Annotated in this window: 16 protein-coding genes; 12 read left to right on the forward strand and 4 right to left on the reverse strand. The window is 66.5% G+C overall.

The window, feature by feature from the left end:
* Positions 1 to 76: 76 nt before the first annotated feature.
* Positions 77 to 970, forward strand: coding sequence for a LysR family transcriptional regulator (locus AC5O77_RS07195; RefSeq protein WP_478445232.1), 894 nt, complete (start codon positions 77 to 79; stop codon positions 968 to 970).
* 55 nt (positions 971 to 1,025) lie between these two features.
* Positions 1,026 to 1,535 (forward strand): DNA polymerase III subunit epsilon, encoded by a 510-nt coding sequence (gene dnaQ, locus AC5O77_RS07200; RefSeq protein WP_049462269.1) that lies wholly within the window; start codon positions 1,026 to 1,028, stop codon positions 1,533 to 1,535.
* Positions 1,536 to 1,548: 13 nt separating this feature from the next.
* Here the strand turns inward: dnaQ and AC5O77_RS07205 are convergent, their stop codons facing one another.
* Positions 1,549 to 2,763, reverse strand: coding sequence for a nucleotide disphospho-sugar-binding domain-containing protein (locus tag AC5O77_RS07205; protein ID WP_494506639.1), 1,215 nt, complete (start codon positions 2,761 to 2,763; stop codon positions 1,549 to 1,551).
* Positions 2,764 to 3,041: 278 nt separating this feature from the next.
* Between AC5O77_RS07205 and rpmB the strand changes: the two genes are divergently transcribed.
* The 7 genes from rpmB (at position 3,042) to AC5O77_RS07240 (ending at position 10,097) form a co-directional block, all read left to right on the forward strand.
* A complete protein-coding gene (rpmB, locus tag AC5O77_RS07210; protein WP_005411638.1) occupies positions 3,042 to 3,278 on the forward strand; it encodes a 50S ribosomal protein L28 in 237 nt (78 codons plus the stop codon).
* Between the two features lie 10 nt (positions 3,279 to 3,288).
* The gene (rpmG, locus tag AC5O77_RS07215) at positions 3,289 to 3,456 is read left to right on the forward strand and encodes a 50S ribosomal protein L33 (protein WP_170272460.1); all 168 of its coding nucleotides are present in this window, start codon (positions 3,289 to 3,291) and stop codon (positions 3,454 to 3,456) included.
* A gap of 225 nt (positions 3,457 to 3,681) precedes the next feature.
* The gene (gene cls / locus AC5O77_RS07220; RefSeq protein ID WP_494506666.1) at positions 3,682 to 5,100 is read left to right on the forward strand and encodes a cardiolipin synthase; all 1,419 of its coding nucleotides are present in this window, start codon (positions 3,682 to 3,684) and stop codon (positions 5,098 to 5,100) included.
* Positions 5,101 to 5,145: 45 nt separating this feature from the next.
* On the forward strand, positions 5,146 to 6,567 hold the full coding sequence (locus AC5O77_RS07225; RefSeq protein WP_494506640.1) for an FAD/NAD(P)-binding protein: 1,422 nt from the start codon (positions 5,146 to 5,148) through the stop codon (positions 6,565 to 6,567).
* Positions 6,568 to 6,576: 9 nt separating this feature from the next.
* Entirely contained in the window at positions 6,577 to 8,769 is a 2,193-nt protein-coding gene (gene uvrD / locus AC5O77_RS07230; protein WP_006402493.1) for a DNA helicase II, read from the forward strand.
* Positions 8,770 to 8,850: 81 nt separating this feature from the next.
* Entirely contained in the window at positions 8,851 to 9,519 is a 669-nt protein-coding gene (locus AC5O77_RS07235; protein WP_494506641.1) for a hypothetical protein, read from the forward strand.
* Entirely contained in the window at positions 9,516 to 10,097 is a 582-nt protein-coding gene (locus AC5O77_RS07240; protein WP_494506642.1) for a hypothetical protein, read from the forward strand. The genes AC5O77_RS07235 and AC5O77_RS07240 overlap by 4 nt, the downstream gene beginning before the upstream one ends.
* A gap of 84 nt (positions 10,098 to 10,181) precedes the next feature.
* Here the strand turns inward: AC5O77_RS07240 and AC5O77_RS07245 are convergent, their stop codons facing one another.
* Positions 10,182 to 10,328, reverse strand: a complete 147-nt coding sequence (locus tag AC5O77_RS07245; protein ID WP_494506643.1) for a hypothetical protein — start codon at positions 10,326 to 10,328, stop codon at positions 10,182 to 10,184.
* 183 nt (positions 10,329 to 10,511) lie between these two features.
* Here AC5O77_RS07245 and AC5O77_RS07250 point away from each other — a divergent pair, with 183 nt between their 5' ends.
* Positions 10,512 to 10,958: a universal stress protein gene (locus AC5O77_RS07250; RefSeq protein WP_005411629.1), complete on the forward strand. Its 447-nt coding sequence runs from the start codon at positions 10,512 to 10,514 to the stop codon at positions 10,956 to 10,958.
* 134 nt (positions 10,959 to 11,092) lie between these two features.
* Here the strand turns inward: AC5O77_RS07250 and AC5O77_RS07255 are convergent, their stop codons facing one another.
* Positions 11,093 to 11,377, reverse strand: coding sequence for a DUF2782 domain-containing protein (locus tag AC5O77_RS07255; RefSeq protein WP_005411628.1), 285 nt, complete (start codon positions 11,375 to 11,377; stop codon positions 11,093 to 11,095).
* 98 nt (positions 11,378 to 11,475) lie between these two features.
* Here AC5O77_RS07255 and polA point away from each other — a divergent pair, with 98 nt between their 5' ends.
* Together polA and AC5O77_RS07265 are read left to right on the forward strand one after the other, a co-directional pair.
* Entirely contained in the window at positions 11,476 to 14,250 is a 2,775-nt protein-coding gene (gene polA / locus AC5O77_RS07260) for a DNA polymerase I (protein WP_494506644.1), read from the forward strand.
* 328 nt (positions 14,251 to 14,578) lie between these two features.
* The gene (locus tag AC5O77_RS07265) at positions 14,579 to 15,058 is read left to right on the forward strand and encodes a DUF421 domain-containing protein (RefSeq protein ID WP_032129193.1); all 480 of its coding nucleotides are present in this window, start codon (positions 14,579 to 14,581) and stop codon (positions 15,056 to 15,058) included.
* Positions 15,059 to 15,147: 89 nt separating this feature from the next.
* Here AC5O77_RS07265 and AC5O77_RS07270 read toward each other — a convergent pair whose 3' ends face one another.
* Positions 15,148 to 16,668: a hypothetical protein gene (locus tag AC5O77_RS07270; RefSeq protein WP_494506645.1), complete on the reverse strand. Its 1,521-nt coding sequence runs from the start codon at positions 16,666 to 16,668 to the stop codon at positions 15,148 to 15,150.
* Positions 16,669 to 16,699 lie beyond the last annotated feature (31 nt).

Consider the following 16,699-nt stretch of genomic DNA (forward strand, 5'->3'; position numbering starts at 1 on the left):
CCCCGCCAGCGCTGTCTGGATAAACTGCGATTATCGGCCTAGATTGATTGCCAATTCCAAACAATCATGGCCAGCCATGGACCGTTTCGAGGCGATGCGCGCCTTTGCCCGAGTAGTGGAAACCGGCAGCTTCACCCGCGCCGCGCAGACCCTGCAGATCAGCCGCACCACGGCCACCCAGCTGGTGCAGCAGCTGGAGGCGCACCTGCGGCTGCGGTTGCTCAACCGCACCACGCGCCGGGTCAGCGTCACCGCCGATGGCGCGGCCTATTACCCGCGCATCGCCCGCCTGCTGGCCGAGCTGGAAGAGGTGGAGGGCGGGCTGGGCGACGCGGCCACCCAACCGCGCGGACGCCTGCGCGTGGATGTGCCCGGGCCGTACGCGCGCTTGCGGCTGGTACCGGCGCTGCCGGATTTCCAGGCGCGCTACCCGGAGATCCAGCTGGACATCGGCGTGAGTGACCGCGAGGTCGACGTCATCGCCGACAACGTCGATTGCGTGATCCGTGGTGGCACTCCAGCCGACCCGGCGCTGGTGGCGCGGCCGCTTGCTGCGCTGCCGATCGGCTTCCACGCCAGCCCGGGCTATGTGCAGCGCTTCGGCGTGCCGACCGACCCGCGCGCGCTGGAAGGGCCCGATCACCACATGGTCGGTTTCCTCAGCCCGCGCAGTGGCCGCGCCCGCGTGTTCACTGCACAGCGTGGCGATGAGCGCGTCGAGGTGCAGGGCCGCTATACGGTCAGCTTCGACGACGGCAACGCCTATCTGGCGGCTGCGTTGGCGGGGCTCGGCGTGGTGGCGCTGCCCAGCTACATGGCCGAACCGCACGTGGCGCGTGGTGAGCTGCTGCCGCTGCTGCGGGACTGGCAGCTGCCACCGATGCCGATGCATGTGATGTTCCCGCCCAACCGGCACATGAGCCAGCGGCTGCGGGTGTTCATTGATTGGGTGGTGGAAGCGTTGGGGTGAGTGCATCGGTCGCGTGCGAAAATCCGGCTGCACGTACTGGAGAACGCACACCCTGATGAGCCGCATCGTCGCACTGGATACCGAAACCACCGGCATCTCCCACCGCCTGGGGCACCGGGTGATCGAAATCGGTGCCGTCGAACTGATCGATGGCCAGCTCACCGGCCGCCAGTTCCACACCTACCTGCAGCCGCAGCGCAAGGTGGACTGGGGCGCGCAGCGCGTGCACGGCATCAGCGACGCGATGCTGGTGGGCAAGCCACTGTTCTCCAGCAAGGCCGCCGAGCTGCTGGAGTTCCTGCGTGGCAGCGAGATGGTCGCGCACAACGCCACCTTCGATGTGGGCTTCCTGGACAACGAGCTGCGCCTGGCTGGCATCCCCGGCACGCTGGCCCAGCATTGCCGCATCACCTGCAGCCTGAAGCTGGCGCGCGGGCGCTGGCCAGGCCAGGGCAATAAACTGGACGACGTGTTGCAGCGCCTGCGCATTCCCAGCCAGCGCGGCCTGCACGGCGCGTTGAAGGATGCCCATCTACTGGCCCAGGTGATTCCGCATCTGCGCTGAGGCCTGGTCGCCGTTACATCAGCCGCAACCAGCGCTCGATCATTGCCACGCCACATGCCACCCCGTCCTCACTGTTCATCGCCACGCCCAAGGCCGCCGCGCGTGCGCGTGTTGCTTCGGTTTCAGCGAAGGTGATGGCTGCTGCCAGCGCTGCTGCATCCAGTCGCTTCGGTGACAACGGTGCCGGTGCTACGCCCAACCGATACAGGCGATCGGCCCAGAAGAACTGATCTGCGGCGAACGGCATCACCAGTGAAGGAATGCCGGCGCGGCAGGCCGAATGCGTGGTGCCGCTGCCACCGTGGTGGATGGCGAATGCGCAACGCGGGAACAGCGCTTCGTGTGGGGTCGGGCCCAGGACGAAGACAGAATCGGGCAAGCGCATCGCAGGCAGTCCCACCCAGCCGGGAAACAGCAGGACACGGCGTGGTGCCAACGCCTGCAGCAGGGCCGGCAACACGCGTTCGCGATCAAAGCCGGTCATGCTGCCGAAGCCCAGATAGACCGGCGGCGGTCCGGCGTCGAGGAAGGCCTGCAGATCGGCCGGCGGCGTCCAGGGCGCATCAGGAAACCGCCATTGGCCACAGACGATGTGGTCGGCCGGCCAGTCCGTCGGTGGCGGCAGCAGCTGCGGCGAGATGCCATAGAGCATCGGCAGGCCGGACCACAGCGAGCGGCGCGGCGATTGCCCCAGCTGCTTGCGGGCCTCGTTGATCGGCTGGCGGAACTGGCGCCAGATCAGGCCGTTGACCAGCCCATAGCTGGCCCGGTTCAACCAGCCCGGCGAGCGTCCCGGCGGCAGGAACGGGGAGCGGAAGGCACGCGTCGGGGTCAGTGAAATCATGCCGGTCCCGATCACCGGCAGACCCCGGCGTTCGCCCACACTCATGCCGACAAAGGCCGCCAGCCCCCCTGTCAGAATCGCGTCGCAACCCTCGGCCGCCGCGTCCGCCTGCCGCATCCAGCCAGTGACATGCTGCAGCGCCATCCGTGCCAGTCCGCTACTGGCGGCGGCAACACCGTTGCCACGCGAGACCAGCGCGACCACTTCGTCATGGATATCACCTTCCAGGGACGCATGGGGCACATTCAGCGCCTGCGCGCTGCCCAGCGTGCCGCCATCGGCCAGCAGTGTCACCTCGTGGCCTGCGCCAATCAGCCCATGGCAGAGCATGGCCAGCGGACGCGTATCGCCTTCGGTTCCGTAGGTCAGGGCCAGCAGCCGCATGGAAAGCTCCGCAGTGAACCGGGCCAGTATGCCGGTTGGTGGGCTCCCGGCTCTCCCGGTTCAGTCCAGGCCTGTGGGTAACTTGCGCAAGTGCTTGAACCCGTGCATAATGCGCGGCTCGCTGTGTCCGGTTTTCTACCGGGCGGCGCCCCCGGGAGCACGTCCCCGGCCGCCCAACGCCAGCGTAACCCTTTGATTCTCTTGACGTGTGGTGGGCAACCATCGAGGCCGCCGTCTCCCGGGCTACGGGCTGACACAACTTACTATCGAGGTGCGCAATGTCCCGCGTATGCCAGGTTTCCGGCAAGCGAGTGCAGACGGGTAACAACGTCTCGCACGCCAACAACAAGACCCGTCGTCGTTTCCTGCCGAATCTGCACGAGCGCCGCTTCTGGGTTGCCAGCGAAAACCGCTGGGTGAAGCTTCGTGTTTCCGCGCATGCACTGCGCACCATCGACAAGAACGGCATCGATTCCGTTCTGGCTGAGCTGCGTGCGCGCGGCGAAAAGGTCTGAGGAGTAGACGATCATGGCAGGCAAGCGCGATAAGGTCCGTATGATTTCGACCGCTGGTACCGGTCACTTCTACACGACCGACAAGAACAAGAAGAACACCCCGGGGAAGATGGAATTCTCCAAGTACGATCCGGTCGTGCGCAAGCACGTCCCGTACAAGGAAGGCAAGATCAAGTAATCCGCAAGGATTGCTGATCCCCGCGAAGAAACCCGCCCTTGTGGCGGGTTTTTTCATGCCTGGCGGTGGGGCCGGTGGGTGCCTGTGGGTGCCGACCGTTGGTCGGCACACTCCCCCGGTAGGTGCCAACCTTGGTTGGCACACGGCTTCAAAGCAGTCGAGCGCGGCTCGACTCTACACACCCCGCTGGGCAGAATGGCCCATCACCTCCCGACGGGCGACGCGATGCTGTTCGAGTGGTTGCTGGGTTCCTACCTGCTGCTGATCGACTGGCTGATCCGGCTGGTCGCGCTGTGCTGGATTCCCACCCGCACCACGCCGGGTGCGGCGCGCAGCTGGCTGCTGCTGGTCGGCTTCGTGCCGCTGCTGGGCCTGCCGCTGTACCTGTTGTTCGGCCACCCGTGGCTGTCGCGCGAGCGCATCCGCCGCCAGGCCGAGGCCTCGCAAGTCATCCGCGAGGAACAGGCGCTGCAGCATCGCCTGCGCTGGACCCCGCAGCCGGACACTGCCTGCGCCGAGATCGTGCCGCTGGTGCAGCGCCAGGGCGACTTCATGCCGGTGCACGGCAACGCGGTGGACCTGCTGACCGACTACGACGAATCGCTGCACACGCTGATCGCCGACATCGACCAGGCCGAAGACCGCGTGCACCTGCTGTACTACCTGATGTTCGATGACGCGGTGGGCGAGGCGATGGTCGAGGCGCTGCAGCGTGCCGCCGCGCGTGGCGTGCAATGCCGTGTGCTGCTCGACGCGGTGGGTGCCAAGCGCGGTCTGCGCGCCTATCGCAAGCGCCTTGAAGCGCGTGACATCGAGGTGCGCGCGATGCTGCCCGGCGGCCTGCGCTGGCGCCGCAGCGGGCGCATGGACCTGCGCAATCACCGCAAGATCGCGGTGATCGACAACGAAGTGGCCTACGTCGGTTCGCAGAACCTGGCCGGCCCCGGGTTCGTGCCCGGCCACCCGAACCGCGAGCTGGTGGCGCGCGTGCGCGGCCCGGCGGTGGCGCATCTTGAAGCGGTGTTCGCCAGTGACTGGTACATGGAAACCGGCCAGCGCCTGGACGTGATCGCCGATGTGCCCGAGTGCAGCGACGACATCGCCACCCAGCTGCTGCCCAGCGGGCCGGCATATCCCTATAGCAACGCACGCGATGCGGTGGCGGCGCTGATCCACCTGGCGCGGCGGCGGCTCGTGATGGTCACCCCGTACTTCGTGCCCGACGAAGCCACGTTGAGCGCGCTGCGCATCGCCGCATTGTCCGGTGTGCAGGTGCAGCTGATCCTGTCGGCCAGCAACAACCAGCGGCTGACCTCGTGGGCGCAGGAGGCGTACTACGACGAGCTGCTGCGCTGTGGCGTGCGCATCGCCCTGTACGAACCGCAGTTCCTGCACGCCAAGCACATGAGCGTGGACGAGGACATCGCCGTGCTCGGCTCGATCAACATGGATATCCGTTCGTTCGCGCTGAATGCCGAAATCGGCCTGATCTGCTACGACCGCGCGCTGGTGCAGCAGTTGTGCGAGATCGAGGATGGCTACCTGCGTGAATCGCGGCAGCTGGACCTGCAGCAGTGGCGCAGTCGCCCCACGTGGCGGCGCAGCCGCGAAGGCATCGCACGCTTGGCAGATGCGTTGATGTAAGGCAATGCCGGCCGCCCATTTCGGCAATCCGGCCTGTCATCGCCGATGGCCTACAATCGGCACATGACTGATTCACCGCGTAATGGCGAACTGGACCTGGCAATCATCGGTGGTGGTGCGGCCGGGGTGCTGGTGGCGATCCAGGTATTGCGCCAGGCCCACACGCCGCTGGCGCTGGCCATCTTCGAGCCGGCTTCGCAGCTGGCGCAGGGCATCGCCTATGCCACGCCGTGGCCGGAGCATCTGCTGAACGTGCCGGCGGCGAAGATGAGTGCGTTTGCCGACCAGCCCGGCGATTTCCTCGATTACCTGGTGGCCGCCAACGCCTACCCGGGCGAGGCGCGCGAGGTGCTGGGCGAGCGTTACGTGTGCCGCCACTATTTCGCCGCGTACCTGCAGCAGCGCCTGCAGGACGCCGCCGCGGCCAGCCCGGCGCAGCTGCAGGTGATCGCGCAGCCGGTACTGGGCCTGCAGCCGGATGACCACGGCTACCAGCTGACACTCGGCGATGGCCACACGCTGCACGCCGCGCAGGCGGTGCTCGCCACCGGCAACAGCATGCGCCCGCTGCCGGTGGCCGGCGCCGATGCGCTGCCTGCCGACGATGTGATCGAGGCCTGGGACTACGACGGTGTGCGCACCCTGGCCGGCGAACAGGCTGTGGCCATTGTCGGCTCCGGCCTGAGCATGGCCGACACCGTGCTGGCGCTGGTCGCTGCCGGCCACACCGGCCCGCTGCATGTGATCTCGCGCCATGGCCTGCTGCCGTTGCCGCATGCGCACGGGGGTCTGCCCACGTTTGATCCGGCTACGTTGCTGCCCATGAACCTGCGCCAGCGCCTGCGCGCACTGCGCGGGTTCGCACGCCAAGCCCAAGCCGACGGCCTGCCGTGGCAGGGCGTGATGGACCGCATCCGCCCACACGGCCAGGCGCTGTGGTGCAGCCTCGACGAGGCCGACCAGCGTCGTTTCCTGCGCCATGTGGTGCGCTACTGGGACGTGCATCGCCACCGCATCGCCGAAGAAGTGGATGCGCAGTTGCAGGCGCTGCAGGACAGCGGCCAGCTGCGTATCCACCGGTCCCGCCTGCAACGCGTCTGGCGCGACGGCAATGCGCTGCAGCTGTCCGGCCGCGATGCCTCGGGCAATGAACAGCAGTGGACGATCAGCGGGGTGATCAACGCCACCGGCGTGGAGACCCGCGCCAGCGCGCTGCGCAATCCGTTGCTGCAGCAGCTGCAGGCCGATGGGCTGGCGCGCCCCGGCCCGCACGGGCTGGGCCTGGACAGCACGGTGCCGGGCGATCGCCTGTGTGCCGCCGGTGGCCAGCCGCAGGCACGGCTGGGCGTGCTCGGCAGCCTGCGCATCGGCAGCCTGTGGGAAAGCCTGGCGGTGCCTGAACTGCGTCAGCAGGCGCAGGCACTGGCAACCCAGGTGGTCGCAGGAGCCGCGACGGCGATGCCGTAAAATGGGGGCATGGATGTCTCCCACCTGCTTGATGGCCTGAACCCGGCCCAGCGCGAAGCCGTCTCCGCTCCCCCCGGCCACCACCTGGTGCTGGCCGGTGCCGGTTCCGGCAAGACCCGCGTACTCACCCACCGCATCGCCTGGCTGCATGAAGTCGATGGCGTGCCGACCCACGGCATTTTCGCGGTGACCTTCACCAACAAGGCGGCCGGCGAAATGCGCCACCGCATCGACGCACAGCTGCCCAATGGCAGCCGTGGCATGTGGATCGGCACCTTCCACGGCCTGGCCAACCGCCTGCTGCGCCTGCACTGGCAGGACGCGAAGCTGCCCGAAGGCTTCCAGGTCATGGATTCGGACGACCAGCTGCGGCTGGTCAAGCGCGTGGTGCAGGCGCTGGAACTGGATGACGGCAAGTACCCGGCCAAGCAGATCGCGTGGTGGATCAACGCGCAGAAGGACGAGGGCCGCCGCCCACAGCACATCCAGCCCGAACCGCACGACGCGTGGCTTGAAACCATGCGCCAGGCCTACATCGAGTACCAGGCGCGTTGCGACCGCGCCGGCCTGGTCGACTTCGCCGAGCTGCTGCTGCGCGCGCATGAGCTGCTGCGCGACAACCCGGCGTTGCTGTCGCACTACCGCGCGCGCTTCCGCGAGATCCTGGTAGACGAGTTCCAGGACACCAATGCCATCCAGTACGCCTTCGTGCGCGTGCTGGCCGGCGATTCCGGCCACGTGTTCGTGGTCGGTGACGATGACCAGGCCATCTACGGCTGGCGCGGTGCCAAGGTCGAGAACGTGCAGGGCTTCCTGCGCGACTTCCCGGGTGCGCAGACCATCCGCCTGGAACAGAACTACCGCTCCACGGCCAACATCCTCGGCGCCGCCAACGCGGTCATCGCGCACAACCCGGACCGCATCGGCAAGGAACTGTGGACCGACAGCGGCGACGGCGAGCCGATCGACTTGTACGCGGCGTACAACGAGATGGACGAGGCGCGCTACATCGTCGAGCGCGCGCGCCAGTGGGTGCGAGACGGTGGCAGCTATACCGAAGTGGCCGTGCTCTACCGCAGCAACGCGCAGTCGCGCGCGCTGGAAGAGGCGCTGCTGAGCGAACAGGTGCCGTACCGCGTGTACGGCGGCATGCGCTTCTTCGAGCGTGCCGAAATCAAGGATGCGCTGGCCTACCTGCGCCTGCTGTCCAACCGCAACGATGACGCCGCCTTCGAGCGCGCGGTCAACACGCCGACGCGTGGCATCGGCGACCGCACGCTGGACGAAGTGCGCCGCGAGGCGCGCGCGCAGGGCATCTCGCTGTGGGAAGCGACCATGCTGGTCACCCAGGGCAGCGCACTGGCCGCACGTGCGCGCAATGCGCTGGCCGGCTTCCTGGTGCTGGTCAACGAGCTGCAGGCGCAGACCCTGCACATGACCCTGGCCGAGCGCGTGGACCACGTGCTGGCCCGCTCGCAGCTGCGCGAGCACTGGAGCAAGGAAAGCCGCAATGCGCTGGACTCGGAATCGCGCACCGACAACCTCGACGAACTGGTCTCGGTGGCCTCGCGCTTCGTGCGTCGCGCCGACGACATCGAGGAAGTGGGCGAGGACATGGACGAGCTGGTCGCATTCCTGGCCTATGCCGCGCTGGAGGCCGGTGAGGGCCAGGCGCAGGCGGGCGAAGAGGGCGTGCAGCTGATGACCCTGCACTCGGCCAAGGGCCTGGAATTCCCGCTGGTGTTCCTGGCCGGCCTGGAAGAAGGCTTGTTCCCCAGCGCGCGTTCGCTGGAGGAAAGCGGGCGGCTGGAAGAAGAGCGCCGCCTGGCCTACGTGGGCATCACCCGCGCACGCCAGAAACTGGTGCTGAGCTACGCCGAATCGCGCCGCATCCACGGCCAGGACAACTACAGCCTGCCGTCGCGTTTCCTGCGCGAGATTCCGCGCGAGCTGCTGCACGAAGTGCGCCCGAAGGTGCAGGTCTCGCGGCCGGCCTCGATGGGCGCCAGCCGGGTGATGGGCCATGCCTCGATCGAGGCACCGCCGCTGAAGCTCGGCGCGCTGGTCACCCATCCCAAGTTCGGCGAAGGCATGGTGACCGACTACGAAGGCAACGGTGCCCACGCCCGCGTGCAGGTCGAGTTTGCCGATGCCGGCAGCAAGTGGCTGGTGATGGCGTATGCCAACCTGACGGTGATCTGATTTCTAGGGACGATCTCCTTTTTCCGGCCTGCATCCTCTACCCTCTACAGCTGGCGGCGATTAATTTCAGTGGGGAATGAAGTGGCCAGTAAATGTGCAAGTCGGTGGCAAAAATTTCAGGAATCCGTCGTCTTTGTATTGTCCGGTGAATTCTTCTTGACGAACCGAGCGAACGGAGGAACTGCGGTTCTGTTCCGATCGCTGTGGGTCACATTCCTGATTCTTCTTGTTGCAACGCCAGCGAAGGCCTATTTGGATAAAGACACGGTTCTTTCATTCTCAGTTGAGCAATTGAAGAGTGATCTTGGTGAAGTGCTGCCCTGGGCGGGCGCAGTGTTTGCAGGAACGTACGTCGCGTTCTATGCGCGATTCTCCGCGCAGTGGAGCTATCTGGCCAATCTCTACAATCAGTTGATGCAGTTTTCCCTCAGTTTGTCGGTTGAAGAGGCGGACGGGAACAGGCTGATTAACTCTTGGTACGCCGCCTTCATTGAGGATGCGCTCGATCTTCACCTCGCTAAGAAGTCAATGTTCAGTACGATGATTGTTGAACTGCTGCGCGATCCTTACGTAGCTAAGGCCTTCGTTGAGTCAACTGACAACGGGGATACCCGGTTGAAGGAATTAGAGACCAGCCTCAACTTCAAGGCTGGTTCCTATCAAGATGTAAAATTTAAGTCAGCTCGGCTGCGTCTTTCGTCGGAAGCTGCGAGAATCAGATCTTTATCAATGAAGCGAAACCGGTCATGACGTCCTCAGGCACATCCATCGGGGGTAGCGAACCCACGCTGCACGTCACCGTGAAGTTGAACGCCAAGCTGCAGCCCGAGCATCGCCACGAGCTGTTCGAGGATCCGCTCGATGCGTTGCTGCAGGCGGCCGAGGTCGGCGGGATCACCGGCGGCGGCACCGCGATGTCCGACCTCGGCGAGGTCGAATACGGTGATATCGAAGTTGCCCTGGTCGATGCGGCCGGCGTGCCGAAGCTGATCGACCTGCTGGAACAGCTGGGTGCGCCGAAGGGTTCGCAGCTGCAGGGTGCGGGCGAGGCCGACCGCAGCTTCGGCGTGACCGAGGGCCTGGGCATCTACCTGGATGGCCTGACCTTGCCGGACGAGGTCTACGAGCAGTGCGATTCCAACCACGTGTTCGAACAGTTGTCCGAGCGCATCGATGGCCTGGGCGAGATCTGCAGCTGGTGGCAGGGCCCGACCGAAACGGCGCTGTACATGTACGGCGAATCGTTCGAGGCGATGCGTGATGCGATTTCTGAATTCGTCGGCAGCTACCCGCTGTGCCAGAACGCACGCGTGGTGCAGATCGCCTGAGGGTAGAAAATGTAGAGCCGAGCCATGCTCGGCTGCTTCTGGCGGGAAAAGCAGCCGAGCATGGCTCGGCTCTACAGAAGAGCGTTATCGGCCGGCTGACTGCCGGGCGTTGTCACGCAGCGCCATGTCCTTGCCCAGATGATAGCCGCCGTAGAACAGCACGAAGGCGGCGATGAGGCTCCACAGGATGATCCTGAGGGGGCTTCGTGATGTCGGCTTGCTGTCCTGCATGCGGGTTCTCCCAAGGCGGCGGCGCGCCGCCCACCCAGCTTGCGCTGCGGTGTCCGCGTACGCAAGCCGGCGGTGCGCACACGCCGCTGCGCGGCGCCGGATTGATCCTGCTCAAGGCGCGCCCTGCACATCCGGTGTGCAATGGTGTTGTTCCCATCTGGCAGACCGCCACGGAGCCCCACCATGTACAAGCGCATCCTGATTGCCACCGACGGATCCGAGCTGGCCGACAAGGGCCTGGCCAAGGGTCTGGAGCTGGCCAAGGACCTCAACGCCGAGGTCGATATCGTGACCGTTTCCGAGCCGTGGGCCGTCGGCATGTACGACGCCATGGGCTGGAGCGTGGGCTACATGAACAGCCCTGAGTACAAGGCCGACCGCGAGGAAGGTGCGCAGAAGGTGCTGCAGCCGGCGCTGGCCAAGGCCGCCGAGCAGGGCATTACCGCCAACCCGGTGCACGTGCTGGACCGCTATGCGGCTGACGGCATCATCGAGACCGCCGGCGAGCGCAACAGCGACCTGATCGTGATGACCTCGCATGGCCGCCGTGGTGTGACCCGTGTGCTGCTGGGCAGCCAGACCGCTGAAGTGCTGGCACGCAGCACGCTGCCGGTGCTGGTCATCCGCTGATACAAGCGTTCCCGGGGAGGGGACCCGACGCCGGCCGCAGGATGCGCGCCGGCGTCATCTTTTGTAGGGCCGGCAGGGGCCCATCCACGCATGGCGTGGATCTACTGAATCGCAGGGATCCGACCCCGGTCACATCACCAGCTGTACAGCTTCCAGTACACCGGCGACACGCCGTCCTTGTCGTTGTCGAAACGGCCATCGCCGTTCTTGTCGTACATGTAGAACGGGGCACCGCGCGACGGGGTCACCTTGACCATGCGCAGCTGGCCGGACACGCGGTATTCCTCGATGACATCGCCGTTGTCCATGGTGCGCTTGGACACATCCGCGCCCTTGACGTCCACCGGGGGAGCGCCCGCGCCACCCATGCTGGCGCAGCCAGCGAGCAGGAGCAGGGAAGCCAGCATCAGGGTCTTCATCGGCGGGGGCCTTTGCCTGGAAAGAGCCTTGATTATGCCCCATCGCCGCGGCTGTGCCGTGTCGTCGCAGTGCAGGCACGGGCGCGTAGAATCGACCCATGAGCAGATTAGTCCTGATCGACGGGTCCAGTTACCTGTACCGCGCGTTCCACGCGCTGCCGCCCCTGTCCAATGCACAGGGCGAACCCACCGGCGCGCTGTTCGGCGTGGTCAACATGCTGCGCTCGACACTGAAGGAGCGCCCGGCCTACGTGGCGTTCGTGGTCGATGCGCCGGGCAAGACCTTCCGCGATGACCTGTATGACCAGTACAAGGCCAACCGCCCGCCGATGCCCGATGAGCTGCGCAGCCAGGTCGAGCCGATGTGCCGCATCGTCGAAGCGCTGGGCATCAGCATCCTGCGCATTCCCGGCGTGGAGGCCGATGATGTGATCGGCACGCTGGCCCTGCAGGGCGTGGCACAGGAACTGAAGGTGACCATTTCCACCGGCGACAAGGACTTTGCCCAGCTGGTGCGCCCGGGCATCGAGCTGGTCAACACCATGACCGGCAGCCGCATGGATTCCGATGCCGCAGTGATGGAGAAGTTCGGCGTGCGCGCCGACCAGATCATCGACCTGCTGGCGCTGATGGGCGACACCGTCGATAACGTGCCGGGCGTGGAGAAATGCGGGCCGAAGACCGCCGCCAAGTGGCTGGCCGAGTACCAGCACCTGGACGGGGTGATGGCGGCCGCGCCGACCATGAAGGGCAAGATCGGCGAGAACCTGCGCGCCGCGCTGGAGCGCCTGCCGCTGAACCGCGAGCTGGTGACCATCCGCACCGACGTGGAGCTGGACGCCAGCCCGACCACGCTGGCCCTGCGCGAGCAGGACGTGCCGGAGCTGACCGAGCTGTATGCGCGCTACGGCTTCACCCAGGCGCTGAAGGAGCTGGGTGCACCGCTGCCGGCGCCGACGGCCGCCAGCGAAGCAACGCCGAGCCTGCGTGGCACCGCCGCCGGCTTCGCCCGTGGCAGCGCCGAGGCACCGGCCGCCGGCACGCTGGATCCGGCGCTGGCCGCACCGGGTGAATACGAGACCGTGCTGACCGCCGAGCAGCTGCAGGCCTGGGTCGAGCGCCTGCAGCAGGCGGACCTGATCAGTTTCGATACCGAAACCGATGCGCTGGACGCGATGCGTGCGCGCCTGGTGGGCATCAGCCTGGCGGTCGAGCCGGGCAAGGCCGCCTATATTCCGGTCGGCCACGATTACCCGGGCGCGCCGGCGCAGCTGCCGATGCAGCAGGTGCTGGACGCACTGCGCCCGGTGCTGCAGGACCCGGCGAAGAAGAAGCTGGGCCAGCATGGCAAGTACGACCTGCATGTGCTGCGCCGCCACGGCGTGGAGGTGCAGGGCTACCACGACGACACCATGCTCGAGAGCTTCGTGCTCAATTCCACCGCCACCCGCCACGACATGGATTCGCTGGCCCTGCGTTACCTGGGCTACAACACCATCAAGTTCGAGGATGTGGCCGGCAAGGGCGCCAAGCAGATTCCGTTCTCGCAGGTGGGCATCGACGAAGCCAGCCGCTATGCGGCCGAGGACGCCGACATCACCCTGCGCCTGCACCGCGCGCTGCAGCCGCAGCTGCTGGCCGAGCCGGCGCTGGACAACGTGTACCGCGACATCGAGATGCCACTGGTACCGGTGCTGACCACGATCGAAGCCAATGGCGTGCGGATCGACACCGATGAACTGCGCCGGCAGAGCCAGGACCTGTCCTCGCGCATGCTGGCCGCGCAGCAGAAGGCCACCGAGCTGGCCGGCCGTAGCTTCAACCTGGATTCGCCCAAGCAGCTGCAGGCGGTGCTGTTCGATGAGCTGAAGCTGCCGGCGGTGGTGAAGACCCCGAAGGGTCAGCCCAGCACCAATGAAGAGGCGCTGGAGGCGATCGCCGACCAGCACGAGCTGCCGCGGGTGATCCTGGACTACCGGGGCCTGGCCAAGCTGCGCAGCACCTACACCGACAAGCTGCCGGAGATGGTCAACCCGGACACCGGCCGGGTGCATACCAGCTACCACCAGTCCGGTGCCGCCACCGGCCGCCTGTCCTCGTCAGACCCGAACCTGCAGAACATCCCGATCCGCACCGAGGATGGCCGCCGCATCCGCCGTGCGTTCATCGCCCCGGAGGGCTTCCAGCTGCTGGCGGCCGACTATTCGCAGATCGAGCTGCGGATCATGGCCCACCTGTCCGAGGACCCGGGCCTGGTGCGTGCCTTCGAGCAGGGCGCCGACGTCCACCGCGCCACCGCCGCCGAGGTGTTCGGGCGCACGCTGGAGGAAGTGACCCCGAACGAGCGCCGCGCGGCCAAGGCGATCAACTTCGGCCTGATGTACGGCATGAGCGCCTTCGGCCTGGCGCGCAACCTGGGCATCGACCGTGGCCAGGCGCAGGACTACGTGGCGCTGTACTTCAGCCGCTACCCGGGCGTGCGTGATTTCATGGAGCGAATGCGCCAGCAGGCCCGCGACCAGGGCTATGTGGAAACCCTGTTCGGCCGCCGCCTGTACCTGAACGACATTCATGCACGTAACCAGGGCCTGCGCGCCGGTGCCGAGCGCGCCGCGATCAACGCGCCGATGCAGGGCACCGCCGCCGACATCATCAAGCGCGCGATGGGGGACGTGGACCAGTGGCTGCGTGACAGCGGCGCACCGGCACGGATGATCCTGCAGGTGCACGATGAACTGGTGTTCGAAACCGAAAGCAGTTTCGTCGAGGAGTTGCGTTTGCAGGTGGTCGAGCGCATGTCGCAAGCGGCCAAACTGCGGGTGCCGCTGGTGGTCGATACCGGCATCGGCAACAATTGGGACGAAGCACACTGAGGGTGTTTCAGGCCGAAAACGACGTGAATTCGTTCATTGGTCAGAGGTTTCTGACTCGATCATGAATGTTGCCCTGATGGAGGTTCATTAAATTGGGCCCCTTCACGAACCGTTAGTGTTCGGAGTGCTTCTATAACTCTCGACAGGCGCAACGCCTGTTGTGGATCTCTCCCATCCCCTGGAGCAGATCTCGGAACGGGGACTCCTCCCCAAGTGCCCGTTCCCCGGCCCCGTTGACCTCCCCCTGGTCAGCGGGGCTTTTTATTTGTGCCGTTGCCAGATGCCGTGGCCTGCGCCACGCTGGGCCACCGCTCCGCAGGGGAAGACAATGCCCGACCTGTTCGCACTGGCGATGCCGTGGTGGGAGTTCATCCTGCGCGCGGTGGTGGTCTATGTCGTGGTGCTGGGCATGGTCCGGCTCAGCGGCAAGCGCCCGCTGGGGCAGATCACCCCGTTCGACGTACTGCTGGTGGTGCTGCTGGGCAACGCGGTGCAGAACGCGCTGCTGGGTACCGATACCTCGCTGGGCGGCGGCCTGCTGCTGGCGGCCACCCTGATCCTGCTCAACTATGGGGTGGGCTGGGTCAGTACCCGCAGCCGGCGCATCGAGCGCCTGGTGGAAGGAGAACCGGTAGTGATCGCGCGTGATGGGCGCCTGTTCGACGCCGTTCTGCGCCGTGAGCAGGTCACCCGCGCCGATTTCGAGGCCGCCATGCGCCAGCAGGGCTGCCTGGGCGTGGAGGATGTCGAGCTGGCCCTGCTGGAGATCAACGGGCACATCACCATCATCCCCAGGAAGAGCACCTGACGTGTAGCGTCGAGCTTGCTCGACTGTTTCCATCCACTGCCAGCAGAAGTCGAGCAAGCTCGACGCTACGGGTACCCCTTCCCGCGCCCTCAGAGCGCGGCTTCGGCCTTCAGTGCCGGCCAGTTGCGGGTGGCGTCCACATCACAGGCCACATGCGTGCCCTTGCCATCCTTCGCGCAGAGCGCCGCCATGGCCTGCGGGATCTTCGGGTCGGCGGTATGCGAATACACCGCTGCCAATGCCAGGCACCCTTCGCGGACACCGGCGCCGCACAGCGTCTCGAAGTAGGGCAGCGACGCGGCCCATTTCTCGGCCTCGAACAGGGCTTCGCCGGCAACCTTGCAGCCGAGCAGCTTGCCCTCGGTGCAGCAGGCCTTGGCGCCGTCCTTGCGTGCCAGGGTGGGGCAATCCAGTGGCAGCGGGATTTCCACGAACGTCACCGGCGGCGTGCAGCTGGCATTGCCTGCGGCGGGCTTGCGCTCGTAGTAGGCGAAGCGGTTGCCGCCGTCGACGCTGGCGAGGTTTCCGTTCTTCAGCGGTTGCAGCACGAAGTCGCTGCCGACATCGGGACGGATGAGGATGCGGCCGTCCTGCAGGCGCGCGCGCAGGCGCTGGTCGCGGCCCTCGGCCTCAACCAGGCCGCCATCGAGGAAGCGCAGCTGCGAGAGCACACCGTACTCGGCTTCGTAGCTCCCACACGGCAGCGCAGTGGCCGGCACCGGAGCCAGTGAAGCGACCGGCGCAGCGGCCAGGCTGGCAAGCGCCTTGGCGCGACCGCAGGCCACGCCATCGGCGCGCTGCGCGCACGACAGCTGCAGCGCTTCGTGGGCCTGCAACAGGCGCCCGCCACTCCACAGCACCTCGGCAACGTCGGCGCAGAAGGTCTCGCCGTGCTGCTGCCGGCACAGTGCGGCCAGCTCATCGAGCTGCGCGGACGGCAACACGGGATCAACCGAATGCTGCAGCCCGAGCAGGGACTTGCCGATCATCTCCAGCCCGACCACCTCGGCGATCGCCCTGCAGCCCTCGGCGTTGAAGGACGCGGAATCCTCCTTGCAGATCTCCGGCTTCGGCGGCTCGGCCCGTGCAGGCGCCGGGGCAGCGTCCTTGGCCTGCTGCTGGTAGGTCTCCAACAGCTGGGAGCAGGCCGCGCCCACGCCCTCGGCACACCAGGCGTGCAGCTTCACCGGTGCGGCCTCGGGCAGCGCCTCCAGGCACTCGGAGGTGTTCATCACGCAACCATCTTCGATGGGCTCGGGCATCGTCTTGCAGGCGGCGGCGTGCTCACGGGTGAACTCGCGATAGGGCGTGTTGATCGTGCGGTCGTTGTCCGAGAAGAACCAGTTTTCCAGGCGTCCCGTGGACAGGTTGCCGGTGCCGAGCACGTCTTCCTGGCGGGCGATGCGCAGCTCCTCGGTGGCCTGGTAGGGGCCGGACAGGAAGGCGTGGCCTTCGCTCTCGATGGTCAGCGTGATAGTGCCGTCGCTGTCCTTGTAGGTGCCGCAGGCCATCGATTGCGCGGCAGCCGGCAGGCTGGCCGAGGCCAGTGCGAGCAACAGCAGGGAGCGCCAGCCCGCAGCGCGGGGGCGGAGGGAAACAGCAGCAGGCATGGGGTCATCCTTGAAGGAGGCAAAGCAGGAC

The sequence above is a fragment of the Stenotrophomonas sp. INTA L402-1 genome (assembly GCF_059295135.1).

Coding starts and splice junctions, on each gene's coding strand:
- AC5O77_RS07195 (WP_478445232.1), top strand. CDS start 77: ATGGACCGTTTCGAGGCGATGCGCGCCTTTGCCCGAGTAGTGGAAACC.
- rpmB (WP_005411638.1), top strand. CDS start 3,042: ATGTCCCGCGTATGCCAGGTTTCCGGCAAGCGAGTGCAGACGGGTAAC.
- AC5O77_RS07270 (WP_494506645.1), bottom strand. CDS start 16,668: ATGCCTGCTGCTGTTTCCCTCCGCCCCCGCGCTGCGGGCTGGCGCTCC.
- AC5O77_RS07265 (WP_032129193.1), top strand. CDS start 14,579: ATGCCCGACCTGTTCGCACTGGCGATGCCGTGGTGGGAGTTCATCCTG.
- polA (WP_494506644.1), top strand. CDS start 11,476: ATGAGCAGATTAGTCCTGATCGACGGGTCCAGTTACCTGTACCGCGCG.
- AC5O77_RS07250 (WP_005411629.1), top strand. CDS start 10,512: ATGTACAAGCGCATCCTGATTGCCACCGACGGATCCGAGCTGGCCGAC.
- AC5O77_RS07255 (WP_005411628.1), bottom strand. CDS start 11,377: ATGAAGACCCTGATGCTGGCTTCCCTGCTCCTGCTCGCTGGCTGCGCC.
- dnaQ (WP_049462269.1), top strand. CDS start 1,026: ATGAGCCGCATCGTCGCACTGGATACCGAAACCACCGGCATCTCCCAC.
- AC5O77_RS07240 (WP_494506642.1), top strand. CDS start 9,516: ATGACGTCCTCAGGCACATCCATCGGGGGTAGCGAACCCACGCTGCAC.
- uvrD (WP_006402493.1), top strand. CDS start 6,577: ATGGATGTCTCCCACCTGCTTGATGGCCTGAACCCGGCCCAGCGCGAA.
- cls (WP_494506666.1), top strand. CDS start 3,682: ATGCTGTTCGAGTGGTTGCTGGGTTCCTACCTGCTGCTGATCGACTGG.
- AC5O77_RS07245 (WP_494506643.1), bottom strand. CDS start 10,328: ATGCAGGACAGCAAGCCGACATCACGAAGCCCCCTCAGGATCATCCTG.
- AC5O77_RS07205 (WP_494506639.1), bottom strand. CDS start 2,763: ATGCGGCTGCTGGCCCTGACCTACGGAACCGAAGGCGATACGCGTCCG.
- AC5O77_RS07225 (WP_494506640.1), top strand. CDS start 5,146: ATGGCCTACAATCGGCACATGACTGATTCACCGCGTAATGGCGAACTG.